Origin of the sequence: Brevundimonas sp. (genome assembly GCF_031082345.1) — a bacterium.
Taxonomy (GTDB): domain Bacteria; phylum Pseudomonadota; class Alphaproteobacteria; order Caulobacterales; family Caulobacteraceae; genus Brevundimonas.
In genome coordinates this window covers 1-22,495 of record NZ_JAVHLH010000003.1, presented here as the reverse complement: position 1 = coordinate 22,495, position 22,495 = coordinate 1, and the positions used below count along the sequence as shown (strand labels likewise).

Here is a 22,495-nt window from a genome sequence, read left to right as displayed (position 1 = left end):
ATTACTGGGCCGGTTGGGCCGGAACCGGCATGCGCGAGAAGGCCGGCAGCGACGGCAGGGCCGCATTCAGGCGCTGGATGGCCATCTCGGTCAGATCCATCTGCGGGTTGGCCCGCATCACGGCGTCGGCGCTCAGCAGGATGCCGCAGCCGCGCTCGGCGTAGAGCGCTCCGAGGATCGGGTCGACGGCCTGGCCGATCTGCTGCTGCTGATAGCCGAGGGTGTAGCGCAGCTCGCCGGTCCGGGTCTGACGCAGGGTCTCGAACTCGCGGTAGCGGGCGTCGAGGGCCTGGGCGCGCTGGGCCAGCTGGTCCTGCGGGATGGTCGCCTGACCCTGTTGCAAGGCCTGGCCTTCGGTCTGGATGAACTGTTCGTACGGGGCCAGCTCGGCCTGCACTTCCTGTTGCAGACGCTGCAGACCGGCGACCAGCGACTGGCCGGCGGTCGACTGGGCCATCAGACGGTCGTGGTGATAGACGCAGACGCCGGGGACGACCGGGCCGAAATTCTGGTCCTGGGCGGCGGCGGCCGATCCGGCCAGCATGGCGAGAGCGAAGGCGCCGAGAGCGAGGGTTTTCATCGTAATGCCTTTGAGTGGGCGGAACGCCCGAATGTTTAGAACTGGGTTGAAGTCGAGAAGCGGAACGTTTCTGTTTTGTCGTAGTCTTCGCTGCCGAGGATCTTGCTCAGGTCAAAGCGGATCGGCCCCATCGGCGAGCGCCAGTGAATGCTGACGCCGGCGGACGCCCGCAGATCCAGCTCGTCGACGATGCGAGTGCTGGCCGTGCCGTCGGGGTTGAGGGTGTAGCGGTCGTCCAGCAGGCCGACGGTGCCGACGTCGGTGAAGAGCGAGGTGCGAATGCCGTACTCCTCCGGCAGGCCGTTCGGAACCGTCAGCTCCATCGTGCCGATGACGTAGAAATTCCCGCCCAGCGCATCCGTGGTCAGGAGGTCACGCGGACCGATGCCCGCGGTCTCGAAGCCGCGGAAGCTGTTGCCGCCCTTGAAGAAGCGGTCGTTGATCCGGATCGGATCGCCGCCCCAGCCGGACACATAGCCGGTGGACGCCGAGGTGCTGACCACCCACTCGGGAGAGATGCCCCAGAAGGCGGAAATTTCAGCCTCGGTCTTCACATAGTTCACGTCGCCGCCGATGCCGGCGAAGTCCTGGATCAGTCGACCCGTCCAGCCGCGGGTCGGACGGATCGGGTCGTTCCGGCGGTCGACGTACAGGGTGTAGCCGGCCGACGAGTTCAGGAAGGAGCCGACCTGGTCGCACAGGGCGTTCGAACCCCCGCCGGTGCTGCTGCAGAAATTGTTCGGGACAATGATCTCGTCCGCCTTGAGGAAGTAGCGGGCGCTGAGCAGGGTGTAGGCGTTCAGGGGGTAGGACACGCGCACGCCGCCGCCCGTGGAGCGGTAATCGTACGAGGAATATTCGCTCAGGTCGTAGCGCGAGTGGAAGGCGTCGAAGCCGGCCCGGAGGTCGCGGCCAAGGAATTTCGGCTCGGTGAAGCGGAAGTCGATCTGCTGGCGCAGCGAACCCCACTCGATGCGGGCGACGACGTTCTGGCCGCGTCCGCGGAAGTTCCGCTCGGTCACGCCCAGGTTGACCACGAAGGAGTCGACCGAGCTGAAGCCCGCGCCCACGGACAGTTCGCCGGTCGGCTGTTCCTCGACCGTGACGTTGACGACGGAACGGTCCGGGGCCGAACCGCGGGCCTCCTCGACCGTCACGTCCTTGAAGAAGCCGAGGCCGCGCAGATTGTTGCGCGACCGCTCCAGCAGGGTGCGGTTGAAGGCGTCGCCCTCGGTCAGCATCATCTCGCGACGGACGACATTGTCGAGCGTGCGGGTGTTGCCGATCACATTGATGCGGTCGACGTAGACGCGCTGGCCCTCGCGGACGTTGAAGGTGACGTCGACGGTGTCGGTCTCGGGATTGGCCTGGTAGGTCGGCTCGATTTCGACGAAGGCGTAACCGGCCGAGCCGGCCGCGAAGGTCAGGGCGTCGACGGCGGACTCGATCTTGTCACTCTCGTACAGCTGGCCGGTCCTGATCGGCAGCAGCATCTTGAGGAAGTCGGGGTTCAGCCGGTCGTTCTCGGTGACCACGTCGACCGTGCCGAAATTGTAGCGGTCGCCCTCGTCCAGGGTGATGGTGATGCCGAAGGCGCCGTTGTCCGGCGCCAGCTCGGCGATCGCGGACAGGACCCGGAAATCGTAATAGCCGCGGTTGGTGTAGAATTTCCGCAGTTGCTCCCGATCGTAGTCGAGACGGTTGGGATCGTAGTTGTCGTTTGAACCGAAGATCTGCCACCACTGCGACCGCTTGGTGACCATGACCTCCTGCAGATCGCCGTCCGAGAAGGCGGTGTTGCCGAGGAAGGTGATGGCGCGCACGCCGGTCTCGGGGCCTTCCTCGATCTCGAAGATCACGTCGACGCGGTTCTGATCCAGCTGGACCAGCTTGGGCGTGACGGTGGCCGAGATGCGGCCCGACAGGCGGTACAGCTCGACGATCTTGCCGACGTCATCCTGGACCCGGGCGCGGGTGTAGATGCCGCGGGGGCTCAGGGTCACCTCCTCGCGCAGCTTGGTCTCGGAGATGGCGCCGTTCCCCTCGAACACCACCTGGTTGATGATCGGATTCTCGACGATCTCGACGATCAGGTCGCCGTTGGGCTGCACGCCCAGCTGGACGTCGGCGAACAGCTGGGTCCGGGTCAGGGTGCGGACCGCGACGTCGAGCACGGCCGGCGTGACCGTGTCGCCGGGCTGGATCGGCAGGTAGGACAGGACCGTGGTCTGGTCGATGCGCTGGTTGCCGCGCACCAGGATGCGATTGACGACCATCCGCTCGTCTTCCACCGCCGGCGGCGTCTGCTGGGCCGGAACGGCCTCGGCCGCAGGCGGCGCCGCATCGGGCGTCGGGGCGGTCTGGGCCAGCGCGGGAGCGGACAGGCCGGCCGCGACCACAAGGGCCAGAAGGCTCGGGCTGAGGCCACGGGCGAAACGAAGGGCGGACGCGTCTTGTCGGATCATGCGGGAAACCATCGGGGGCTGGCGTCGGCTCATCAGGCGAGCCCGCCGAGGAATTTGAACAGGCTGAGCTTCTGCAGGTCGTTCCAGGTGGCGAACAACATCAATCCCGCCAGCAAAGCAAGGCCAACGCGATATCCGACCTCCTGAACCCGCGCAGGGACTGGCCTGCGCGCAACAGCTTCATAGCCGTAGAACAACAGGTGTCCCCCGTCGAGTACGGGGATCGGGAGCAGGTTCACAATGCCGATCCCGATCGAAACCAGGGCGGCGAAACTGAGGAACGTCAGGGCGAGGTTGGCGGCCATCCAGCCGGGATCAGGGTTGGCGGCCACGGCCTGCTGGGTCACGCCGCCGGCGGCCTTGGCGATGCCGATCGGGCCGTTGAGCAGGTCGCCGGATTCCTTGCCCGCGAAGATGCGGCCGATGTAGGTCGCGGTGGTTCCGACCGTGGTTCCGATCGTCTCGATCCCCTTGCCGAAGGCCTGGACGGGGTTGAGTCGGCGGAAGCTGAAATCCTCGATCCGCCGATCCATCAGCAGGCCGATCCGGGCGATTCGGACCCGGCCGGCGATCTGGTCGTCCTCGAGGCGCCGCTGGGGCGTGGCGACCAGCACCGTCTCGCGGCCGTTGCGATCGACGGTGAAGCGCAGGGAATCGCCGGCGCTCATCATGACGGTGCGGGTCACATCGGAGGTGTCGGCCACCGGCCGGCCGTCGATGGCCTTGATCAGGTCGTTCGGCTGAAAGCCGGCCGCCGCCGCGGGCGTGCCCGGGTCGACCCGGGCCACGCGGGGCGCCAGAACCTGTTCGCCGACGGCGGTGAACAGCAGCGTGAACAGCACCATGGCCAGCACGAAGTTGGCCGCCGGCCCCGCCGCCACGATCAGGGCGCGCTGCCAGATGGGCTTGAAGTGAAAATAGTCGCGCTCGGCCCCCGGGCCATTCTCGACGATCACGCGCTGGCGCAATTCGGCGAGGCCCGCCTCATCCGGGACGCTGGACGGGTCGAGGTCGCCGGAGAATTTGACGTAGCCGCCCAGCGGCAGCCAGGCGATCCGCCATTCCGTGCCGCGCCGGTCGACCCGGCTGACGATCGTCTTGCCGAAACCGATCGAGAACCGGTCGATCTTCACGCCGAAGGCGCGCGCGACAAGGAAATGGCCCAGCTCATGGATGGTGACGATGAACGTCAGCACCAGCAGGAACGGCACGATGTAAAGCAACGCCTGGCCCAGGAAGCCCGTCATGCCGATCTGATATCCTCCGCCGTTCAGGCCGCCGCAGCCAGACCTCGAACGATCGACTCCGCTTCTCGCCGCGCCAGCGCATCCACGGCCAGGGCCGCATCGCAGGCGTTGCGGGAACCGGAATCCACCCCCGAGGCCGTCACGCGCGACAAGGTGTCGGCGACGACTGCGGCAATATTGAGAAAGGCCAGACGACGGTCAAGAAAGGCGAGCGCCGCGACCTCGTTGGCCGCGTTGAACACGATCGGGGCCGAACCGCCCGCCCGCAGGGCCTCGCGGGCCAGTTTGAGGGCCGGAAACCGCGTCTCGTCCGGCGCCTCGAAGGTCAGGCGGCCCAGGGCGGCGAGGTCCAGCTTCGGCGCCGGCCAGGCGATCCGCTCGGGCCAGCCCAGGGCGCAGGCGATCGGGGTCTTCATGTCCGGCGGGCCCAGCTGGGCCAGGGTCGAGCCGTCGACGTACTCGACCATGCTGTGGATGATGGATTCCGGGTGCACGACGATGTCGATGCGGTCGGCCGCCATGTCGAACAGATAGGCGGCCTCGATGGCCTCCAGGCCCTTGTTGGCCATGGTCGCGCTGTCGACCGAGATCTTGGCCCCCATGCTCCAGTTGGGATGGGCCACGGCCTGTTCCGGGGTGATGGCGGCCAGGGCCTCGGGCGGCGTGGTGCGGAACGGCCCGCCGGACGCCGTCAGAATGAGCTTCTGGACCTGGTGGGGCGCGTCGTGCGGGAAGACCTGGAAGATGGCGGAATGCTCGGAGTCGACCGGAATCAGCCGGCCGCCCGACCGCCGCACCCGCTCGATCAGGGCCGGGCCGCAGCAGACCAGGCTTTCCTTGTTGGCCAGGGCCAGGGTCGCCCCCGTCTCGGCCGCCGCCCAGGCCGAGCGCAGGCCCGCCGCGCCGACGATGGCGGCCATGACCCAGTCAGCCGGCCGGGCGGCCGCCTCGATCACGGCCCCCTCCCCGGCCGCCGCCTCGACGCCCGTTCCGGCCAGGGCCTCGCGCAGCTCGCCCAGGCGGGCGGCGTCGGCGGTGACCGCCAGCTTCGGCCTCCACCGGCGGGCCTGCTCGGCCAGACGGGCGATATTGGCCCCGCCGGTCAGGGCCTCGACCTCGAAGGCGCCGGTCCCGCTGGCCTCGGCCTGCTCCATCAGTTCCAGCGTCGAGCTTCCGACCGATCCGGTCGAGCCCAGAACCGTGACGCGGCGGCGGATCATGCGCCCGCTCCGAAGGTCACGAACAGCAGCCGGCCGCAGGCCACGACCACGACCGCGAACATCAGTCCGTCGACCCGGTCGAGCAGGCCGCCGTGGCCCGGGATCAGCTTGCCCGCGTCCTTGACGCCATAGCGGCGCTTGAGGGCCGATTCCCACAGATCGCCGGTCATGGTGGCCAGCGCCCCGGCCAGGCCCAGCAAGGCGCCCCATCCGGGTCCGATGCCGAGATCCAGCCAGGTCGCCAGCAGGGCGCCGGCGGCCGTCCCGGCGGCCAGCCCCCCGATGAAGCCGGACCAGGTCTTGTTGGGCGAAAAGCGGGGCCACAGCTTGGGCCCGCCGAACAGGCTGCCGACCAGATAGGCCATTATGTCGGAGGCCCAGGTGATGACGAAGGCCGACACGGTCCAGGCCAGGCCGCTGGCCGACGATCCGTCCCTGAGCCAGATCAGCAGCACCGCCGGCCAGCCGAGGTAGAGGACGCCATAGGCCGCGTCGAGCGCCTCCTGGCCCCGGCTGCGGGCGAACAGACCGGCCGCCGCGGCGCAGAAGACCAGCATGACCAGCGCCAGCGACAGCTGTTCGACGTGGGCCGAGATCACCGCCGCGAACAGACCGAAGCCGACCGCCCCCGCCATCAACCGCCAGGCCGTCGCGGCGCTCATCATCGCCCACTCGACCGCCAGCAGGGCGCACGCCATCAGCACAAGGGCGAGGAACCACGGCCCGCCAGCCCAGATGCCGAGGCCCGCCGCCGGAGCCAGCACCATGGCCGACGCGGCCCTGAGGCCTATGTCGCCGGCCCGAACCGCCATCAGCAGGCCGCGAGCGCAGGCGCGGGCGAACGGCCGCCGAAGCGCCGATCACGGTTGCGATATTGTTCGACGACGTCCGCCAGCGCCTCGGGCCCGTAGTCCGGCCACAGCACCTGCTGGTAGACCAGCTCGGCGTAGGCGGCCTCCCACAGCAGGAAGTTCGACAGCCGCTGCTCGCCCGAGGTGCGCACGATCACATCGACCGGCGGCGCCCCGGCGGTGGACAGGCCGAGTCCCAGCGTCTCCTCGTCGAGGGGGCCGGTCGCCTCGCCGGCGAGGACCCGTTCGACGTGCCGCTGGGCGGCGTCGACGATGTCGGCGCGACCGCCGTAGTTGAAGGCCACCTGCAGCAGGAATTTGTCGTTGTGCGCCGTGCTCGCCTCGGTCCGCTCGACGATCTGGGCGATGTCGGCGGGCAGGCCCGTTCTACGGCCGAGGATCCGAACCCGCACGCCTTCGCGCTCGAGCCGCTTCAGGTCGCTGGCGACATAGGACCGGACCAGCCCCATCAGGTCGGAGACCTCCTCGGCCGGGCGGCGCCAGTTCTCGGTCGAGAAGCCGAACACCGTCAGGCAGCGGATGCCCAGGGCCGGCGCGGCCTGCACCGTCCGCTTCAGAGCCTGGACGCCCTCGCGATGACCCATGGCCCGCGGCAGGCCCCTCGCCTGCGCCCAGCGGCCGTTGCCGTCCATGATCAGGGCGACATGGCGAGGCCCGTCCGACGCGGGCTGGGGTTCAAGGGGTTCGACGGGCATGACCGGCGCGTATCCTACGGCAAAACGCGCCGTCAAACCTGCATGATCTCAACTTCCTTGGCCTTCAAGGTCTCGTCGATGCGCTTGATGGCCGCGTCGGTGTCCTTCTGGACCTCGGCTTCCATCTTCTTCTGCTCGTCCTGGCTGATGTCCGAAGCCTTCTCGGCCTTCTTCAGATCGTCATTGGCGTCACGACGCACGTTGCGGACGGCGATCTTCTGCTGTTCGGCGTACTTGCCGGCCAGTTTGGCCAGTTCCTTGCGCCGCTCCTCGGTCAGGGCCGGCACCGGGATGCGGAGCGTCTGGCCGTCGACGATGGGATTGAGGCCCAGGCCGGCGGCGCGGATGGCCTTCTCGACCGGCCCGACCATGCTCTTGTCCCAGACGTTGACCGAGATCATCCGCGGCTCCGGCACGCTGATCGCGGCGACCGAGTTCAGCGGGGCGGTCGAGCCATAGGCCTCGACCTGGACGGGATCCAGCAGACCGGCGTTGGCCCGGCCGGTGCGCAGGCCGGAAAACTCCTCCTTCAGCGCGCCGACCGCCTTGTCCATCCGGTCGCGGTAGGTCTTGAGATCAGGCTTGGCCATGGTCGTTTCTCTCGTGATTTAATGGCTTGTCAGGCTGATTTAGCGTTGGACGTGATGACCGTGAAGGTGCCTTCGCCGGTCAGGGTCTTGCGCAGGGAGCCGGGCTCGCGGATCGAGAAGACCACGATCGGAATGCCGGAGTCCCGCATCAGGGCGATGGCCGAGGCGTCCATGACCTTCAGGTCCTTCGCCAGCACGTCGTGATAGGTCAGGGTGTCGTAGCGGGTCGCCGAGGCGTCCTTCTTGGGATCGGCCGTGTAGACCCCATCGACGCTGGTGCCTTTCAGCAGGGCGTCACAGCCCATCTCGGCGGCGCGCAGGGCGGCCCCGGAATCCGTCGTGAAGAACGGGGCGCCGACGCCGGCGGCGAAGATCACCACCCGGCCCTTTTCGAGGTGGCGCAGGGCGCGGCGACGCACATAGGGCTCGGCCACGGCGTTCATGGTCAGGGCGCTCTGCACCCGGGTCTGGACGCCGATCTTCTCCAGCGCCGCCTGCATGGCCAAGGCGTTCATCACCGTGGCCAGCATGCCCATATAGTCGGCGGTGGCGCGCTCCATGTCGCCGGCGGCCTTGCTCAGCCCCCGGAAGATGTTGCCGCCGCCGATGACGAGGCAGATCTCGACGCCCTCGCGCGCCACCTGGGCCACGGCCTCGGCCACCTTGGCCACCGTATTCATGTCGATGCCATAGGCCTGGTCGCCCATCAGCACCTCGCCCGACACCTTCAGCAGGACGCGCTTGTAGCGGAACTCAGGCGGGGCGTCGGGCATGGGAAGTCCTTGGGGCGGGCGCGGATTCGGCTTCTTATACGGACGGGCCGTGCCGGTTCAAAGGCCTGTGCTCGATCCCCGTTCCGCCCCGTCGTCCCCGGGCGCGACCCGGGGATCAGGTCGTCAGAGCCGCAGGATGATGGTCTCGACGATCGGACGCCGGTCCCAGATCTGCTGGCTGGCCTTCTTCAGAGCGCGCGAAACGGCCTGTTCGATGACCATTTCGTCTTCCAGCGCCGGACCCTTCAGCTTCATCACGGCGGCCTCGGCCCGTTCGGCCAGGTCGTCCAGCGCGTCGCCCAGCGGCGATTCCGCGTCGCCCGGCAGGCCGATGGCGCGCACGTCGATGTCGCTGACGATCTTGCCGCGCCGGTCCATCGCGAAGCTGACGATCAGCACCCCGTTGGTCGAGGCGTGACGACGCTCGTGCAGGGCCTCGCCCTGCTCGGTGACCAGACGCCCGCCGTCGACATAGAGGCGCCCACTCGGAACCTCGTCGATGATGGCCGCGGGCCCGGGGGCCAGACGGACCATGTCGCCGTTGCGGGGCGTCACCGTCTCCGGCACGCCGATGTCCTTGGCCAGGTTGGCGTGTTCGGCCAGGTGGCGGCGCATGCCGTGGGTCGGGACGGCGATCTTCGGCCGCGCCCAGGCGTACATCTGGCGCAGTTCCTCGCGGCACGGGTGGCCCGAGACGTGGATGCCGGGATGGTCCTTCTCGGTGTACAGCCGCACGCCGCGGTCGGTCAGCTTGTCCTGCAGCCGGCCGATCGACAGCTCGTTGCCCGGGATGACCCGCGACGAGAACAGGCAGTGATCGCCCTTGCTCAGCTTGATGTAGGGATGGGTGCCCTCGGCTACGCGCGACAGGGCCGCCCGGGACTCGCCCTGGCTGCCGGTGCAGAGATACAGGATCTCATTGGCCGGCCAGACGCGGGCCTCCTGCTCCGACAGGAACGGCTTGATGTCCTGCATCATGCCGACGTGCTTGGCGGCGGAGGTGATGCGGTGCATCGACCGGCCCGCCAGCGACACGCGCCGCCCGGCGGCCTCGGCCGCGCGGATGACGCTGTCCATGCGGGCCACGTTCGACGCGAAACAGCCGACGGCGATGCGGCCCTTCAGCCCGCCGATCAGCTCGGCCAGGGCGTCGCGCACCGTGCCTTCCGACCCGGCCGAGCCCTCGACGAAGACATTGGTGGAATCACAGACCATGGCCAGGACGCCCTCGTCGCCCAGGCGGGAGATGGCCCCGGCGTCGGTGACCTTGCCGACGATCGGGTCGTCGTCGATCTTCCAGTCGCCGGTGTGCAGCACCGTGCCCAGCGGCGTCTTGATGGCCAGGCCGTTCGGCTCGGCGATCGAATGGGTCATGGTGATGAAGTCGACCGTGAACGGCCCCAGATCGACCGAGCCGCCCAGCGGCACCTCGATCAGCTCGACCTGGTCGAGAATGCCGGCCTCGCGCAGCTTTTCGCGGATCAGATAGGCGGTGAAGGGCGTGGCGTAGAGCGGCGCCTTCATCCGCGACCACAGCCAGCCGAGGGCGCCGATATGGTCCTCATGCGCATGGGTCAGGACGATGCCGCGGATGGTCTCGCCCTCGAGGAAGGCCGGATCGGGCACGATCACGTCGACGCCGGGCGTCGACAGGTCGCCGAAGGTCACGCCCACGTCGACCACGATCCACTCGCGGTTCGCCTCGGGGCCGTAGCCGTACAGATTCAGGTTCATTCCGATTTCGCCTGACCCGCCCAGCGGCAGGAAGACGAACTCGTCGTTGGTTTGCTTTTTCATAGGTCCTTGAGATGGGTATTCCGCCGCCAGATTTCGAGGAGGCCGCGGATAGTCAGGTCCGGATCGAACCGGTCGATTGAGTCTGTTGCGCCTTCGAACAGCGAGGCGACCCCGCCGGTTCCGATGACGGTCATGGGCTTGCCCCACTCCGCCTTGATGCGCGCCACCAGGCCTTCGATCAGGGCGACATAGCCCCAGAAGACGCCGGACTGCATGTTGGTGACCGTGTCCTTGCCGATCACGCGATCGGGCTTCTGGATGGCGATGCGGGGCAACATTGCGGCGGCCTCGTGCAGGGCCTGCAGCGACAGATTGATGCCGGGCGCGATCACCCCGCCCTCGAAGGCGCCGTCGGCGGCGACCACGTCGAAGGTGGTGGCCGTGCCGCTGTCGATGACGATCAGGTCGCCGGGATAGACCAGATGCGCGCCCAGGGCGTTGACCAGCCGGTCGGCGCCCGCCTCGGAAGGCTTGTCGATCCGCGCCACCAGGCCGAGGTCGACATTGTCGCCGATCACCAGCGGCTCGACCGACAGGTAGCGGCGCGCGAGGTTGCGCAGGTTGAAGATCGACTGCGGCACCACGCTGGAGATGATGCAGCCGTCCAACTGGCCGATCGACAGACCGCGCATGGCCAGCAGTTGGCTCAGCCAGACCGCGTATTCGTCGGCCGTGCGGCTGGCGTGGGTGGCGGTGCGCCACTGGGCGACCCAGTCCGCGCCGTCGTGAACCGCGAACAGCGTATTGGTGTTGCCCTGCTCGATCGCCAGCAGCATCACGCGGCCTCCCCGAAGAAGACGTCGCCGGCCGAGATCAGCCGCAGCGTGCCGTCCGCCAGCCTCAATTTCAGGGCGCCGTCAGGGGCCACGCCCTCGGCCCGGCCCTCGACGGTCTCGTGCCCCAGCCGCGCCACGGCCGGGCCGTCCAGCCCCGGAGTGCGCGCCCGCCACGCGTCGAGGATCGGCTGGAAGCCCAACGTCTCCCAGCGCTCCATCCAGACCGCGAAGGCCTCGGCCAGCAGAGCCGCGGCGGCCTCGACCGTCGGCGGGGTCAGCACGTCGCCGCGCAGATGATGGACCAGCGCCGTCGCCGGCCGCTCGGTCGCCTCGGGCGCCTGGGCCAGATTGACCCCGACGCCGACCGCCAGCCACAGGCCGCCGCTGTCGTGCGCCCCGGACTCGACCAGCACGCCGGACGCCTTGTCGCCCGCCAGCATCACGTCATTGGGCCATTTGATCGTCACCAGCGACGGCGGCGCATACGCATCCAGCAGGTCGGCGACGGCCAGGGCGGCGATGAAGGTCACCTGGGCCGCCTCGGCCGGCGGCTTGCGCGTGGTGGTCAGCAGGGTGGCGAACAGATTGCCCGTATCGCTCTCCCAGGCCCGGCCGCGGCGTCCCCGCCCCGCGGTCTGGCGGCGCGCGATGATCCACAGCGGGCCGGTCTCGCCGGCCTCGGCCCGGCGGCGGGCCTCCGCATTGGTGGAGTCGGTCTGTTCAAGCAGCAGGACGGGCGCGGCCGAAGCCACCGTCAGCCCGCCCCGTAGCCGACCGCCGCCGCCCGCGCGAGGGGCTCCAGCCAGGTCAGGGCGACCATCACCAGCGGGAAGGAGAACAGGGCCGCGGCGATGGCGATGGTCTTCGCCTCGATCGGCGAGCGGTCGATCGCCTCGACCCCTTCCGGCGCCGGGTCGAACCACATCAGCTTGATGATGCGCAGATAGTAGAAGCCGGCCACGACCGAGGCCACCAGACCCGCGGCGCCGATCATCCAGTAGCCGGCCTCGGCGGCTGCGCCGAACACCGCCCACTTGCCCCAGAAGCCGGCCAGCGGCGGCATGCCGAGCACCGACAGGGACAGCACGGTGAGGGCCAGGGTCATGACCGGACGGTCCTTGCGCAGGCCCGCGAAGTCCTGGATGCGGCGGATCGGCCGCCCGCCCCGACTCAGCGACAGCAGGATGGCGAAGAAGCCGAACTGGTCGATGACGTACAGGGTCATGAACAGCAGCATGGCCTGGACGCCCAGCGTCGTGCCCGCGGCGATGCCCAGCAGGGCGTAGCCGATGTTGGCGATCGAGGAATAGGCCAGCAGCCGCTGCAGGTCCTTCTGCACCAAGCCGCCGAAGGCCCCGACCGCGAAGGAGATCAGCGAGATCAGGATCAGCACCTGGGCCCACTGGTCATGCGAGCCGGCGAAGGCCCCTTCCAGCGTGCGGGCGATCAGCACCATGGCCGCGACCTTGGGCGCCGTGGCGAACAGCGCCACGACCGGCGTCGGCGCGCCCTCGTAGACGTCGGGCGTCCACATGTGGAACGGCGCCGCCGAGACCTTGAAGGCCAGGCCGCAGATCAGGAACACCAGGCCGAAGATCAGGCCGGGCGACGGATTGGCGGCGGCGTAGGCGGCGATCTCGTCGAACCGCATCGAGCCGGTGAAGCCGTAGATCAGGCTGGCGCCGTACAGCAGCAGGCCGGACGACAGGGCGCCGAGCACGAAATACTTCAGGCCGGCTTCCGACGCCTTCAGATCGTCGCGGTGGAAGGCGGCCAGCACATAGAGGGCCAGCGAGTGCAGCTCGATGCCGACGTAGAGCGAGATCAGGTCGCCCGACGAGGCCATCATCCCCATGCCGGCCGAGGCCAGCACGATCAGGACCGGATATTCGAAGCGGGCGATGCGCGCGCGCTTCATCCAGCCGTCGCCGAGCACGATGGCCACGGCGCTGGACAGGAAGATCAGGGCCTTGCCGTAGACGGCCAGCGGGTCAGCCACATAGGCGCCGTTGAAGGCCTGGCCCAGCGGACCGGTCACCGTCAGGGCGGTGGCCGCCAGCAGCAGCAGGACGGACAGGACGGAGACGAGGCGAGCGCTCTTCTCGCCGGCGAAGGCGCCGACCATCAGCAGCACGAGGCCGCCGAGCGCGAGCGCCGCTTCGGCGGCCGAGAGATGAAGGGCGGAGATCAGATCAGGCATCATGGTCTCACCCGCCGATCGCAAGTTGATAGGCGGAGGTCAGGGCCTCGACCGAGGCGGCGGTGTAGTCCAGCACCAGGCCGGGCTGGACGCCGAGCCAGAGGGTGCCGAGGATCAGCGGGACGAAGATCAGCAGCTCGCGCCGGTCGACGTCGGTGATGGCCTTCATGGCCGGATTGGTGATCTCGCCGAACATGACGTTGCGGTACAGGGTCAGGGCGTAGACCGCCGAGAAGATCACCCCCGAGGCGGCGACGAAGGCCGTCCAGGTCGAGACCTGGTAGACGCCGGTCATGGTCAGGATCTCGCCGATGAAGCCCGAGGTGCCCGGCAGGCCGACATTGGCCATGGTGAACAGCATGAAGATGGCCGCGAACCACGGCATCCGCGCGGTCAGGCCGCCGTACAGGGCGATCTCGCGGGTGTGCATCCGGTCATAGACCACCCCGACGCAGAGGAAGAGCGCGCCCGAGATCAGGCCGTGGCTCAGCATCTGGAAGACCGCGCCCTGCACGCCCTGATCGTTGCCGGCGAAGATGCCCATGGTCACGAAGCCCATGTGGGCGACCGAGGAATAGGCGATCAGCTTCTTCATGTCGGTCTGCCGGAAGGCGACCAGCGAAGTGTAGACGATGGCGATCGCCGACAGGACGAAGACCAGCGGCGCGAACATCTGCGACGCCAGCGGGAACATGGGCAGGTTGAACAGGATGAAGCCGTAGCCGCCCAGCTTCAGCAGGATGCCGGCCAGGATGACCGAGCCCGCCGTCGGCGCCTGCACGTGGGCGTCGGGCAACCAGGTGTGGACCGGCCACATCGGCATCTTGACCGCGAACGAGGCGAAGAAGGCCAGCCACAACAGGGGCTGCGCATAGGCCGGGAAGGCGAATTCCTTCAGCGCCGGGATGCTGGTCGTGCCGGCCTCCGCCGCCATCCACAGCATGGCCAGCAGCATCAGGACGGACCCGAGCAGGGTGTAGAGGAAGAATTTGTAGGCCGCATAGATGCGGTTGGCCCCGCCCCACACCCCGATGATGATGAACATCGGCACCAGGGTGCCTTCGAAGAAGATGTAGAACAGGAACAGGTCCAGGGCCGTGAACACGCCGATGACCAGCGTCTCCAGCACCAGGAAGGCGATCATGTAGTCGACCACCCGGTCCTTGATCGTGGTCCAGCTGGCCAGGATGCACAGCGGCATCAGGAAGGCGGTCAGCAGCACGAACAGGATCGAAATCCCGTCGACGCCCATGTGGTACTCCGCCCCGGCGAACCAGACGTAGCGCTCGACGAACTGATAGGCGGCGCTCGAGGCGTCGAAGCCGGCGACCAGCACGCCCGAGACGGCCAGGGTCAGCAGCGTGGTGACCAGTGCGATCCAGCGCGCCGCGCCGGCGGCCTCGCCCTTGCCCAGCAGGCGGGAGAGCAGGATCAGGCCCGCGCCAACCAGCGGCAGGAAGGTGACGACGCTGAGGATGAAGGGGATCTGGGGCAAGATCAGGCTCCCCACGCATAGATGGCGAAGGCGAGGAAACCGGCCACGCCGAGCAGCATCACGAACGCATAGTGGTAGACGTAGCCGGACTGGAGCTTGCCCAGTCGGGCGGCGGATTTCAGCGAAGCCCACGCCGCGCCGTTGGGCCCGAGGCCGTCGATGATCTTCACGTCGCCGATCTTCCAGAACAGGTCGCCGACCGCCTTGGCGCCGCGCACGAAGACGAAGTCGTAGATCTCGTCGAAGTACCACTTGTTGTAGAGGAAGGCGTGGATCACGCCGCCACGGTCGGCCATGCGGCGCGCCATGCCCTCCTTGAGGACGTAGAGCCAGAAGGCGGCGAAGGTCCCGATCAGCGTCAGGATCAGCGGCGACCACTTCACCCAGGTCGGAACCTCGTGGGCGTCGTGCAGGACATGGTTGTCCGCGCCGTTGAAGATCGCCCCGCGCCAGAACTCGTTCTCGTGGTGACCGGTGAAGAAGGGCTCGAACAGGAAGCCCGCCGCGATCGCCCCGACCGACAGGACCAGCAGCGGCACGAGCATCACCCACGGGCTCTCGTGCGGCTTCAGCGGCCCATGGTGGGCGTGGTCGTCATGCGCGTGGTCATCGTCAGCCAGCGGCTCGGAGTGGGTCTCCAGCTGGGCGTCCGAGGCGTGATCGTCGGCGTGATGCGCCCCCTCCTCCTTCCACACCGGCTTGTTGTGGAAGGTCATGAAGATCAGCCGCCACGAATAGTAGGCGGTCAGGCCGGCGGCGAGGATGCCCACGGCGAAGGCGAACAGGCCCATCGGCGAGTGGTTGCTCGCGGCAGCCGCGAAGGCGCTCTCGATGACGATGTCCTTGGAATAGAAGCCGGCCAGGCCGCCGATCCCGGGGATGCCGAGGCCGGTGATGGCGATGGTGCCGATCATCATCACCGCATAGGTGACGGGCAGCAGCTTCCACAGCCCGCCCATCTTCCGCATGTCCTGCTCGTGGTGCATGCCGTGGATCACCGAGCCGGCGCCGAGGAACAGCAGGGCCTTGAAGAAGGCATGGGTGAACAGGTGGAACATGGCCGCCTCATAGGCGCCCACGCCCGCGGCGAAGAACATGTAGCCGAGCTGCGAACAGGTCGAATAGGCGATGACCCGCTTGATGTCGTTCTGGGCCAGGCCGACGGTGGCGGCGAACAGGGCCGTGACCGCGCCGGTCAGGGCGATGAAGGCCGAGGCGGTCGGCGCGTACTCGTAGATCGGCGACAGCAGGCAGACCATGTAGACGCCGGCCGTGACCATGGTCGCCGCGTGGATCAGGGCCGACACCGGCGTCGGGCCCTCCATGGCGTCGGGCAGCCAGGTGTGCAGGAAGAACTGGGCCGACTTGCCCATGGCGCCGATGAACAGCAGCACCCCGGCGAGGTCGAGCGCTGACCAGGTGTGGCCGAGGAATTCCCAGCCCGTGCCCTCGCGCGCGGCGATCATCGGGAACAGCTCGGCGAACTCGATGGTGCCGAACATCCAGAAGACAGTGAAGATGCCGAGGGCGAAGCCGAAGTCGCCGACGCGGTTGACCACGAAGGCCTTGATGGCGGCGGCCGAGGCGGTGGACTTCTTGTACCAGAAGCCGATCAGCAGATAGGACGCCAGCCCCACCCCTTCCCAGCCGAAGAACAGTTGCATGAAGTCGGCGGCGGTCACCAGCGCCAGCATGGCGAAGGTGAACAGCGACAGATAGGCGAAGAACCGCGGCTTGTCGGGATCCTCGGCCATGTAGCCCCAGCTGTAGAGGTGGACCAGCGAGGACACGGTGGTGACCACGACCAGCATCACCGCCGACAGGGCGTCGATGCGGATGGCCCAGTTGGACTGGAAGTCGCCGACGTGGATGAACGGCGCGATCTGCACCGTGAACGGCTCCAGATGGCCCCAGGCCCACTCGCCGAAGACGATCCACGCCACCGCGCACGAGAAGAACAGCAGGCCCGTGGTGATGGATTTGGACAGCAGATCGCCGAGCCGGCGGCCGGACAGGCCGACCACGGCCGCGCCGAGGAGCGGGGCGAAGACGCCGAGAGTGACGAGAAGCTCGAGGTTCACGATCAGCCCTTCATGACCGAGGCGTCGTCGACGGCGATGTCGCCGCGATTACGGAAGAAGGTCACCAGGATGGCCAGGCCGACGGCGGCCTCGGCCGCGGCGACGGTCAGGACGAACATGGCCATGACCTGCCCGGAGACGTCGTTGAGATAGGCCGAAAAGGCGACGAAATTGATGTTCACCGCCAGCAGGATCATCTCGATCGACATCAGGATGATGATGACGTTCTTGCGGTTCACGAAGATGCCGAAGACGCCGATGGTGAACAGGATGGCGCCGACCGCCAGGTAATGCTGGAGCGTGATTTCCATCAGATCAGATCCTCGGCGGAAACGCCCGCGCCGGTCGCGGCGCCCTTGACCTCGACGGCGGTCTTGCGGTCGCGGTTGACCTGGTCGTGCGGCTTCTGGCGCTTGATGTTGGGCTTGTGGCGCAGGGTCAGGACGATGGCCCCGATCATGGCGATCAGCAGCACGATCCCCGCCGCCTGGAAGATGTAGACATAGTCGGTGTAGAGCACCCGGCCGATGGCCTCGGCGTTGGTCATGTCAGGGGTCGCGACGACCGGGCCGACGGCGTCGGCGGCGGCGCCGCCCTGGACGACCACCAGCGAGATCATGATCATCTCGGCCAGCAGCACGCCCGCGACGATGGCCGCCAGCGGCAGGTAGCGCGCATAGCCTTCGCGCAGCCGCACGAAGTCGACGTCCAGCATCATGACCACGAACAGGAACAGCACCGCGACGGCGCCGACGTAGACCACGACCAGCAGCATCGCCAGGAACTCCGCCCCCAGCAGGACGAACAGTCCCGCCGACGAGAAGAAGGTCAGGATCAGCCACAGCACGCTGTGCACGGGGTTCTTCGCGGTGACGACCATCAGGCCGCCGACCACGGCCACCGCCGCCAGCAGATAGAAGGCGATTCCTAGCAACATCTGAGGCCTGCGCCCCTTTCGGTTATGGCCGGCGATCCCGTGCGGAATCGCCCTGCCCGTTCAGCGGTTGCGCCTTAGCGGTAAGGCGCGTCGAGTTCCAGATTCTTCGCGATCAACCGCTCCCAGCGGTCGCCGTTCGAAAGCAGTTTTTCCTTGTCGTAGAGCAGCTCTTCGCGGGTCTCGACGGTGAATTCCGAGTTCGGGCCCTCGACGATGGCGTCCACCGGGCAGGCCTCCTGGCACAGGCCGCAGTAGATGCATTTGACCATGTCGATGTCGTAGCGGGTCGTGCGGCGGCTGCCGTCGGCGCGCGGCTCGGCCTCGATGGTGATGGCCTGGGCCGGGCAGATGGCCTCGCACAGTTTGCAGGCGATGCAGCGTTCCTCGCCGTTCGGATAGCGGCGCAGGGCGTGCTCGCCCCGGAAGCGCGGCGACTGCGGATTGCGCTCGAACGGATAGTTCACCGTGGCCTTGGGCCGCGCCATGTATTTCAGCGACAGGCCGACCGCGCCGATGATGTCCAGCATCATGGCGCCCTTCGCGGCCTGGACGAGACGGGTCAGCATCAGTCGTTCTCTCTTTCGACGCCGCGGCACAGCTCGTCCTTGCGCGGGTCCTCATCCTTGGTGATCCGGCACAGGCGCACGCGCTCGGCCTGCTGCCGCTCGATGGCCTGCTGGCGTCGTTCCCACTGGTAGACCGAGACCGGCTCGGCCTCGTAGGTCGGGATGGTGCAGCCGGCCGTCGCGCCGACGGCCCCCAGCACGAGCAGGGTCAGCAGCCGCTTCATGCGCCCACTCCGAACACCCGCCAGGCGGCGACCACGACCACGGCGACCAGCGAGGTCGGCAGGAAGATCTTCCAGCCCAGCCGCATCAGCTGGTCGTAGCGATAGCGGGGCACGAACGCCTTCACCATGGCGATCATCACGAACCAGAAGATGATCTTGGAGAAGAACACCAGGAAGTAGCCGAAGCTATGGATCCACTCCCAGCCCAAGGGTGCATCAGGGAGATACTCGCCCGGAATGCCCGGGTGCCAGCCGCCGAAGAACAGCAGGCTGATCATGGCGCACATGAAGACGATGTTGGCGTATTCGCCGATCATGAACAGCAGGTAGGGCGTCGAGCTGTATTCGACCTGGTAACCGGCCACGAGCTCGGACTCGGCCTCGGGCAGGTCGAACGGCGGACGGTTGGTCTCGGCCAGGGCCGAGATGAAGAAGATGATCGCCATCGGGAACATCACCACGATGGTGGGCCAGGTTCCGGCCCCGCCGCCGAAAGCGTACCAGTCCCAGATCCAGCCGCCCTGCCGGGTGACGATCTCGGTCAGGTTCATCGTCCCGGCCAGCAGGATGACGTTGATGATCACCAGGCCGATCGAGACCTCGTAGGACACCATCTGCGCCGCGCTGCGCAGCGAGCCGAGGAACGGATACTTCGAGTTCGAAGCCCAGCCGCCCATGATGATGCCGTAGACGCCCAGCGAGCTGATGGCGAAGATGTAGAGGATGCCGACGTTGAGGTCGGAGATGACCCAGCCCGGCGCGAACGGGATCGCCGCCCAGGCGATGAAGGCGAGGACGAAGGTCAGCAGCGGGGCCAGCAGGAAGACGATCTTGTCGGCGCCGGCCGGGACGATGATCTCCTTCAGCACGAATTTGAAGAAGTCGGCGAACGACTGCAGCAGGCCGAACGGGCCGACCACGTTCGGGCCCTTGCGCATCTGGACGCCGGCCCAGATCTTCCGGTCGGCCAGCAGCAGGAAGGCCAGCGAGATCAGGATGCCGACGGTGACCAGCAGGATGCCGCCGGCGGTGATCAGGGTCCAGCCGAGAGGGGATGCCCAGAAGTCCATCAGGCGACTCCCGCCAGCTTGATCGTGAAGAGAATTATCGAAACCACCATCACCGCCCAGCAACCCCGGACGGCCCAAATCAGACCGCCCACGTTTGCGTCGGCAGGCGCGCGCTCCAGGCCGAACACCAGCTTGCCGACCCGTGCGAGGTCCTCGCTGCGGAGGCTCAGGCCGCCGGCGCCCGGGCGCCAGGTCATGGCCAGTCGCCGGGTGATCACGAACAGGCACGCGAACAGCGACAGGCCGGCGATCCAGGCGACGCCAAAGGCGATCCAGGCCGAGATCGGAATTTGCGCTTCAGCCATGCCCCTACTCCGCCGCCATGGCGACCGGCGCCATCCGCAGGGCGGACAGCTCGGCCATGGTCACGCTGGCGCGCGCGATCGGGTTGTTGAGGTAGGGGTCGCGGACCGCCGAATGGAAGGCGACGTCGCCGAGGTCGCCCTTCTTGCCCAGCGCGCCCACGTCGAACGGCGCCGCCGCCGGCAGGTAGTCGATCCGCCCGAAGGTCGGATGATCGGCCATCAGCTTCGCGCGCAGGGCGTCCAGCGTATCGTAAGGCAGGGTCTGGCCGACCATGGCCGAGAGGGCGCGCAGGACGGCCCAGTCCTCCTTGGCCTGGCCCTTGGGGAAGACGGCGCGTTCGGCCATCTGCACCCGGCCCTCGATGTTGACGTACAGGCCCGGCTTCTCGGTATAGGCCGCGCCCGGCAGGATCACGTCGGCGCCGTGCGCGCCGCGGTCGCCGTGGCTGCCCAGATAGACCTTGAAGGCCTTGGTCGCCGAGGCGTCGATCTCGTCGGCGCCCAGCAGGAACAGCACGTCCAGCGCGCCCTTCTTGACCATGTCGACCGCCGACAGACCGCCCTCGGCCGGCACGAAGCCCATGTCGAGGCCGCCGACGCGCGAGGCCGCCGTGTGCAGCACGTTGAAGCCGTTCCAGCCCTCGGAGACGACGCCGACCTTCTTGGCCAGCGCGCCGAGCGCGTTCAGCACGGCCGGGCCTTCGGGACCGCCGAGCGCGCCCGCGCCGACGATGATCGCCGGCCGTTCGGCCTTGTTGAGGAAGTCCATTGCCGCCTTGGGCAGCTTGACCAGGGTCTTCGAACCGGCGCCGAGCCAGCTGTGCTCGAAGGTCAGGTTGACCGGTTCGCCGATCACCCCGACTTCCATCCCGCCGGTCAGCCAGGCCTTGCGCAGGCGGGCGTTCAGCAGCGGCGCCTCGGTGCGCGGATTGGCCCCGACGATCAGGACGGCGTCCGCGTTTTCAATGCCTTGCAGGCCGGAGTTGAACAGCCATCCCTCGCGGGGGCCATAGCCGAGCGCGGCCCCGTCCTGACGGCAGTCGGTGTTGGCCGAGCCGAGGGCGCGGAACAGGTCCAGCGCCGCCTTCATCGATTCCGCGTCCTGCAGATCGCCGGCGACGACGCCGATCTTCTCCGGCTTCGCGGCGGTCAGCTTCCCGGCCACGACGCCCAGGGCCTCCTCCCAGGAGGCGGCGCGCAGCTTGCCGTTCTCGCGCACATAAGGACGGTCCAGCCGCTGGCGCTGCAGGCCGTCGACGACGTAGCGGCTGATGTCGCTCAGCCACTCCTCGTTGATGCCCTCGTGCACGCGCGGCAGCACCCGCATGACCTCGGCCCCCCGGGCGTCGACGCGGATGTTCGAACCGAGCGCGTCCATGACGTCGATCGACTCGGTCTTCCTCAGCTCCCACGGGCGGTAGTGGTACTGCCACGGCCGGTGCGTCAGGGCGCCGACCGGGCACAGGTCATTGACGTTGCCCGACAGCTCGCTGTCGATGTTCTTTTCCAGATAGGTGGTGATCTCGGCGTCCTCGCCGCGCGAGATCATGCCGATGTCCGGCACGCCGGCCACCTCGGTGATGAAGCGGACGCAGCGGGTGCACTGGATGCACCGGGTCATGAAGGTCTTGACCGTCGGACCCATGTTCTTTTCTTCGACGGCGCGCTTGTTCTCGGCGTAGCGCGAGCCGTCGCGGCCGTAGGCCATGGACTGGTCCTGCAGGTCGCACTCGCCGCCCTGGTCGCAGATCGGGCAGTCCAGCGGGTGGTTGATGAGCAGGAACTCCATCACCCCTTCGCGGGCCTTCCTGACCATCGGCGTGTCGGTGAAGATCTCCTGGCCCTCGGCGGCCGGCAGGGCGCACGACGCCTGCGGCTTCGGCGGTCCGGGCTTCACCTCGACCAGGCACATGCGGCAGTTGCCGGCGATCGACAGCCGCTCGTGGTAGCAGAAGCGCGGAATCTCCTGCCCGGCGCGCTCGGCGACCTGCAGCACGGTCATGCCGGCTTCGAATTCGACGTCTACGCCGTTGACCTTGGCGACGGGCATCAGCGGGCCTCTTGCTCGGTGGCCACGGAATATTCCTCCGTGGCGGTCGTCCCATCCGGGAGCGTCGTGTTGATGGTGATGGCCTCGCCGTCAAGGACGAAGCGCGTCACCGGGTCGCCCGACTGGTTCATCCAGCGGGCCTGTTCGGGGTCGGCGGCGTCGGCGGGCTTCCAGGTGATCAGGTCGCCCTCGATGCGGCACTGGGCCCGGCGGCGGCCGCCGTCGACCGGGGCGCGCCACGAGGCGTTGACGACGTCGCCTTCGATGCCGTCGATCGAAATGTCGTCCAGTCGCTGGCCGTGGATGCCGGCCAGGCCGGCGCGGCAGACGCGGCGCAGGTCGGCGGCGGTCAGCAGCACCTGGGCCACCTGGCGGCCGTGGGGGGCGAAGGCCTCCTCGTAGGCCTGGACCAGCGAGGCCTGGCCCAGGGCGGCGGCGGCCTGCTTCTGGGGGATGGTGAGCGTCTGGCCCATCAGGCCCAGCTTGCCCCGGCCCGAGGCCACCGCGCCGGAGGAGACCAGCACCACCTGACGGCCGCCCGCCGCCAGCCGG

General features: G+C 68.0%; 21 protein-coding genes and 1 pseudogene. All 22 read right to left on the bottom strand.

What is annotated here, in order from left to right:
• Position 1: 1 nt before the first annotated feature.
• Positions 2 to 580 carry an OmpH family outer membrane protein gene (locus RDU12_RS00485; RefSeq protein WP_300291365.1) on the bottom strand — a complete coding sequence of 193 codons (579 nt, stop codon included), beginning with the start codon at positions 578 to 580 and terminating at the stop codon, positions 2 to 4.
• 35 nt (positions 581 to 615) lie between these two features.
• Complete coding sequence (gene bamA / locus RDU12_RS00480) at positions 616 to 3,045, bottom strand: outer membrane protein assembly factor BamA (RefSeq protein WP_308683949.1); 2,430 nt, start codon at positions 3,043 to 3,045, stop codon at positions 616 to 618.
• Between the two features lie 32 nt (positions 3,046 to 3,077).
• Positions 3,078 to 4,292 (bottom strand): RIP metalloprotease, encoded by a 1,215-nt coding sequence (locus tag RDU12_RS00475; RefSeq protein WP_300291361.1) that lies wholly within the window; start codon positions 4,290 to 4,292, stop codon positions 3,078 to 3,080.
• A 23-nt stretch (positions 4,293 to 4,315) separates the two neighbouring features.
• Positions 4,316 to 5,512: a 1-deoxy-D-xylulose-5-phosphate reductoisomerase gene (dxr, locus tag RDU12_RS00470; protein ID WP_308683948.1), complete on the bottom strand. Its 1,197-nt coding sequence runs from the start codon at positions 5,510 to 5,512 to the stop codon at positions 4,316 to 4,318.
• Positions 5,509 to 6,324: a phosphatidate cytidylyltransferase gene (locus RDU12_RS00465; RefSeq protein WP_300290934.1), complete on the bottom strand. Its 816-nt coding sequence runs from the start codon at positions 6,322 to 6,324 to the stop codon at positions 5,509 to 5,511. The genes dxr and RDU12_RS00465 overlap by 4 nt, the downstream gene beginning before the upstream one ends.
• Positions 6,324 to 7,079: a polyprenyl diphosphate synthase gene (gene uppS, locus RDU12_RS00460; protein ID WP_300290932.1), complete on the bottom strand. Its 756-nt coding sequence runs from the start codon at positions 7,077 to 7,079 to the stop codon at positions 6,324 to 6,326. The genes RDU12_RS00465 and uppS overlap by 1 nt, the downstream gene beginning before the upstream one ends.
• Positions 7,080 to 7,111: 32 nt before the next feature.
• Positions 7,112 to 7,669 (bottom strand): ribosome recycling factor, encoded by a 558-nt coding sequence (gene frr / locus RDU12_RS00455; RefSeq protein WP_300290930.1) that lies wholly within the window; start codon positions 7,667 to 7,669, stop codon positions 7,112 to 7,114.
• Between the two features lie 29 nt (positions 7,670 to 7,698).
• Positions 7,699 to 8,442, bottom strand: coding sequence for a UMP kinase (gene pyrH, locus RDU12_RS00450; RefSeq protein ID WP_300290927.1), 744 nt, complete (start codon positions 8,440 to 8,442; stop codon positions 7,699 to 7,701).
• A 123-nt stretch (positions 8,443 to 8,565) separates the two neighbouring features.
• Entirely contained in the window at positions 8,566 to 10,239 is a 1,674-nt protein-coding gene (locus tag RDU12_RS00445; protein ID WP_300290924.1) for a ribonuclease J, read from the bottom strand.
• Positions 10,236 to 11,018 (bottom strand): type III pantothenate kinase, encoded by a 783-nt coding sequence (locus RDU12_RS00440; protein ID WP_300290922.1) that lies wholly within the window; start codon positions 11,016 to 11,018, stop codon positions 10,236 to 10,238. Before RDU12_RS00440 ends, RDU12_RS00445 begins: the two co-directional genes overlap by 4 nt.
• Positions 11,015 to 11,767 carry a biotin--[acetyl-CoA-carboxylase] ligase gene (locus tag RDU12_RS00435; RefSeq protein WP_374990171.1) on the bottom strand — a complete coding sequence of 251 codons (753 nt, stop codon included), beginning with the start codon at positions 11,765 to 11,767 and terminating at the stop codon, positions 11,015 to 11,017. Before RDU12_RS00435 ends, RDU12_RS00440 begins: the two co-directional genes overlap by 4 nt.
• A gap of 2 nt (positions 11,768 to 11,769) precedes the next feature.
• Complete coding sequence (gene nuoN / locus RDU12_RS00430) at positions 11,770 to 13,215, bottom strand: NADH-quinone oxidoreductase subunit NuoN (protein ID WP_300289745.1); 1,446 nt, start codon at positions 13,213 to 13,215, stop codon at positions 11,770 to 11,772.
• Between the two features lie 7 nt (positions 13,216 to 13,222).
• On the bottom strand, positions 13,223 to 14,701 hold the full coding sequence (locus tag RDU12_RS00425; protein WP_300289755.1) for an NADH-quinone oxidoreductase subunit M: 1,479 nt from the start codon (positions 14,699 to 14,701) through the stop codon (positions 13,223 to 13,225).
• A gap of 11 nt (positions 14,702 to 14,712) precedes the next feature.
• Complete coding sequence (nuoL, locus tag RDU12_RS00420) at positions 14,713 to 16,791, bottom strand: NADH-quinone oxidoreductase subunit L (RefSeq protein ID WP_300289746.1); 2,079 nt, start codon at positions 16,789 to 16,791, stop codon at positions 14,713 to 14,715.
• Between the two features lie 2 nt (positions 16,792 to 16,793).
• Positions 16,794 to 17,102: an NADH-quinone oxidoreductase subunit NuoK gene (nuoK, locus tag RDU12_RS00415; protein WP_300289747.1), complete on the bottom strand. Its 309-nt coding sequence runs from the start codon at positions 17,100 to 17,102 to the stop codon at positions 16,794 to 16,796.
• Positions 17,102 to 17,728 (bottom strand): NADH-quinone oxidoreductase subunit J, encoded by a 627-nt coding sequence (locus tag RDU12_RS00410; protein WP_300289748.1) that lies wholly within the window; start codon positions 17,726 to 17,728, stop codon positions 17,102 to 17,104. Before RDU12_RS00410 ends, nuoK begins: the two co-directional genes overlap by 1 nt.
• Before the next feature lie 74 nt (positions 17,729 to 17,802).
• A complete protein-coding gene (nuoI, locus tag RDU12_RS00405; protein WP_300289749.1) occupies positions 17,803 to 18,294 on the bottom strand; it encodes an NADH-quinone oxidoreductase subunit NuoI in 492 nt (163 codons plus the stop codon).
• Positions 18,294 to 18,518 carry a hypothetical protein gene (locus tag RDU12_RS00400; protein ID WP_300289751.1) on the bottom strand — a complete coding sequence of 75 codons (225 nt, stop codon included), beginning with the start codon at positions 18,516 to 18,518 and terminating at the stop codon, positions 18,294 to 18,296. The genes nuoI and RDU12_RS00400 overlap by 1 nt, the downstream gene beginning before the upstream one ends.
• Positions 18,515 to 19,591 carry an NADH-quinone oxidoreductase subunit NuoH gene (nuoH, locus tag RDU12_RS00395; protein WP_300289756.1) on the bottom strand — a complete coding sequence of 359 codons (1,077 nt, stop codon included), beginning with the start codon at positions 19,589 to 19,591 and terminating at the stop codon, positions 18,515 to 18,517. Before nuoH ends, RDU12_RS00400 begins: the two co-directional genes overlap by 4 nt.
• Positions 19,588 to 19,893: a hypothetical protein gene (locus tag RDU12_RS00390; RefSeq protein ID WP_300289752.1), complete on the bottom strand. Its 306-nt coding sequence runs from the start codon at positions 19,891 to 19,893 to the stop codon at positions 19,588 to 19,590. The genes nuoH and RDU12_RS00390 overlap by 4 nt, the downstream gene beginning before the upstream one ends.
• Positions 19,894 to 19,897: 4 nt before the next feature.
• Positions 19,898 to 21,943 carry an NADH-quinone oxidoreductase subunit NuoG gene (nuoG, locus tag RDU12_RS00385; RefSeq protein ID WP_300289753.1) on the bottom strand — a complete coding sequence of 682 codons (2,046 nt, stop codon included), beginning with the start codon at positions 21,941 to 21,943 and terminating at the stop codon, positions 19,898 to 19,900.
• 338 nt (positions 21,944 to 22,281) lie between these two features.
• A pseudogene (locus tag RDU12_RS00380) lies at positions 22,282 to 22,495 on the bottom strand (glutamate 5-kinase); the annotation flags it as partial.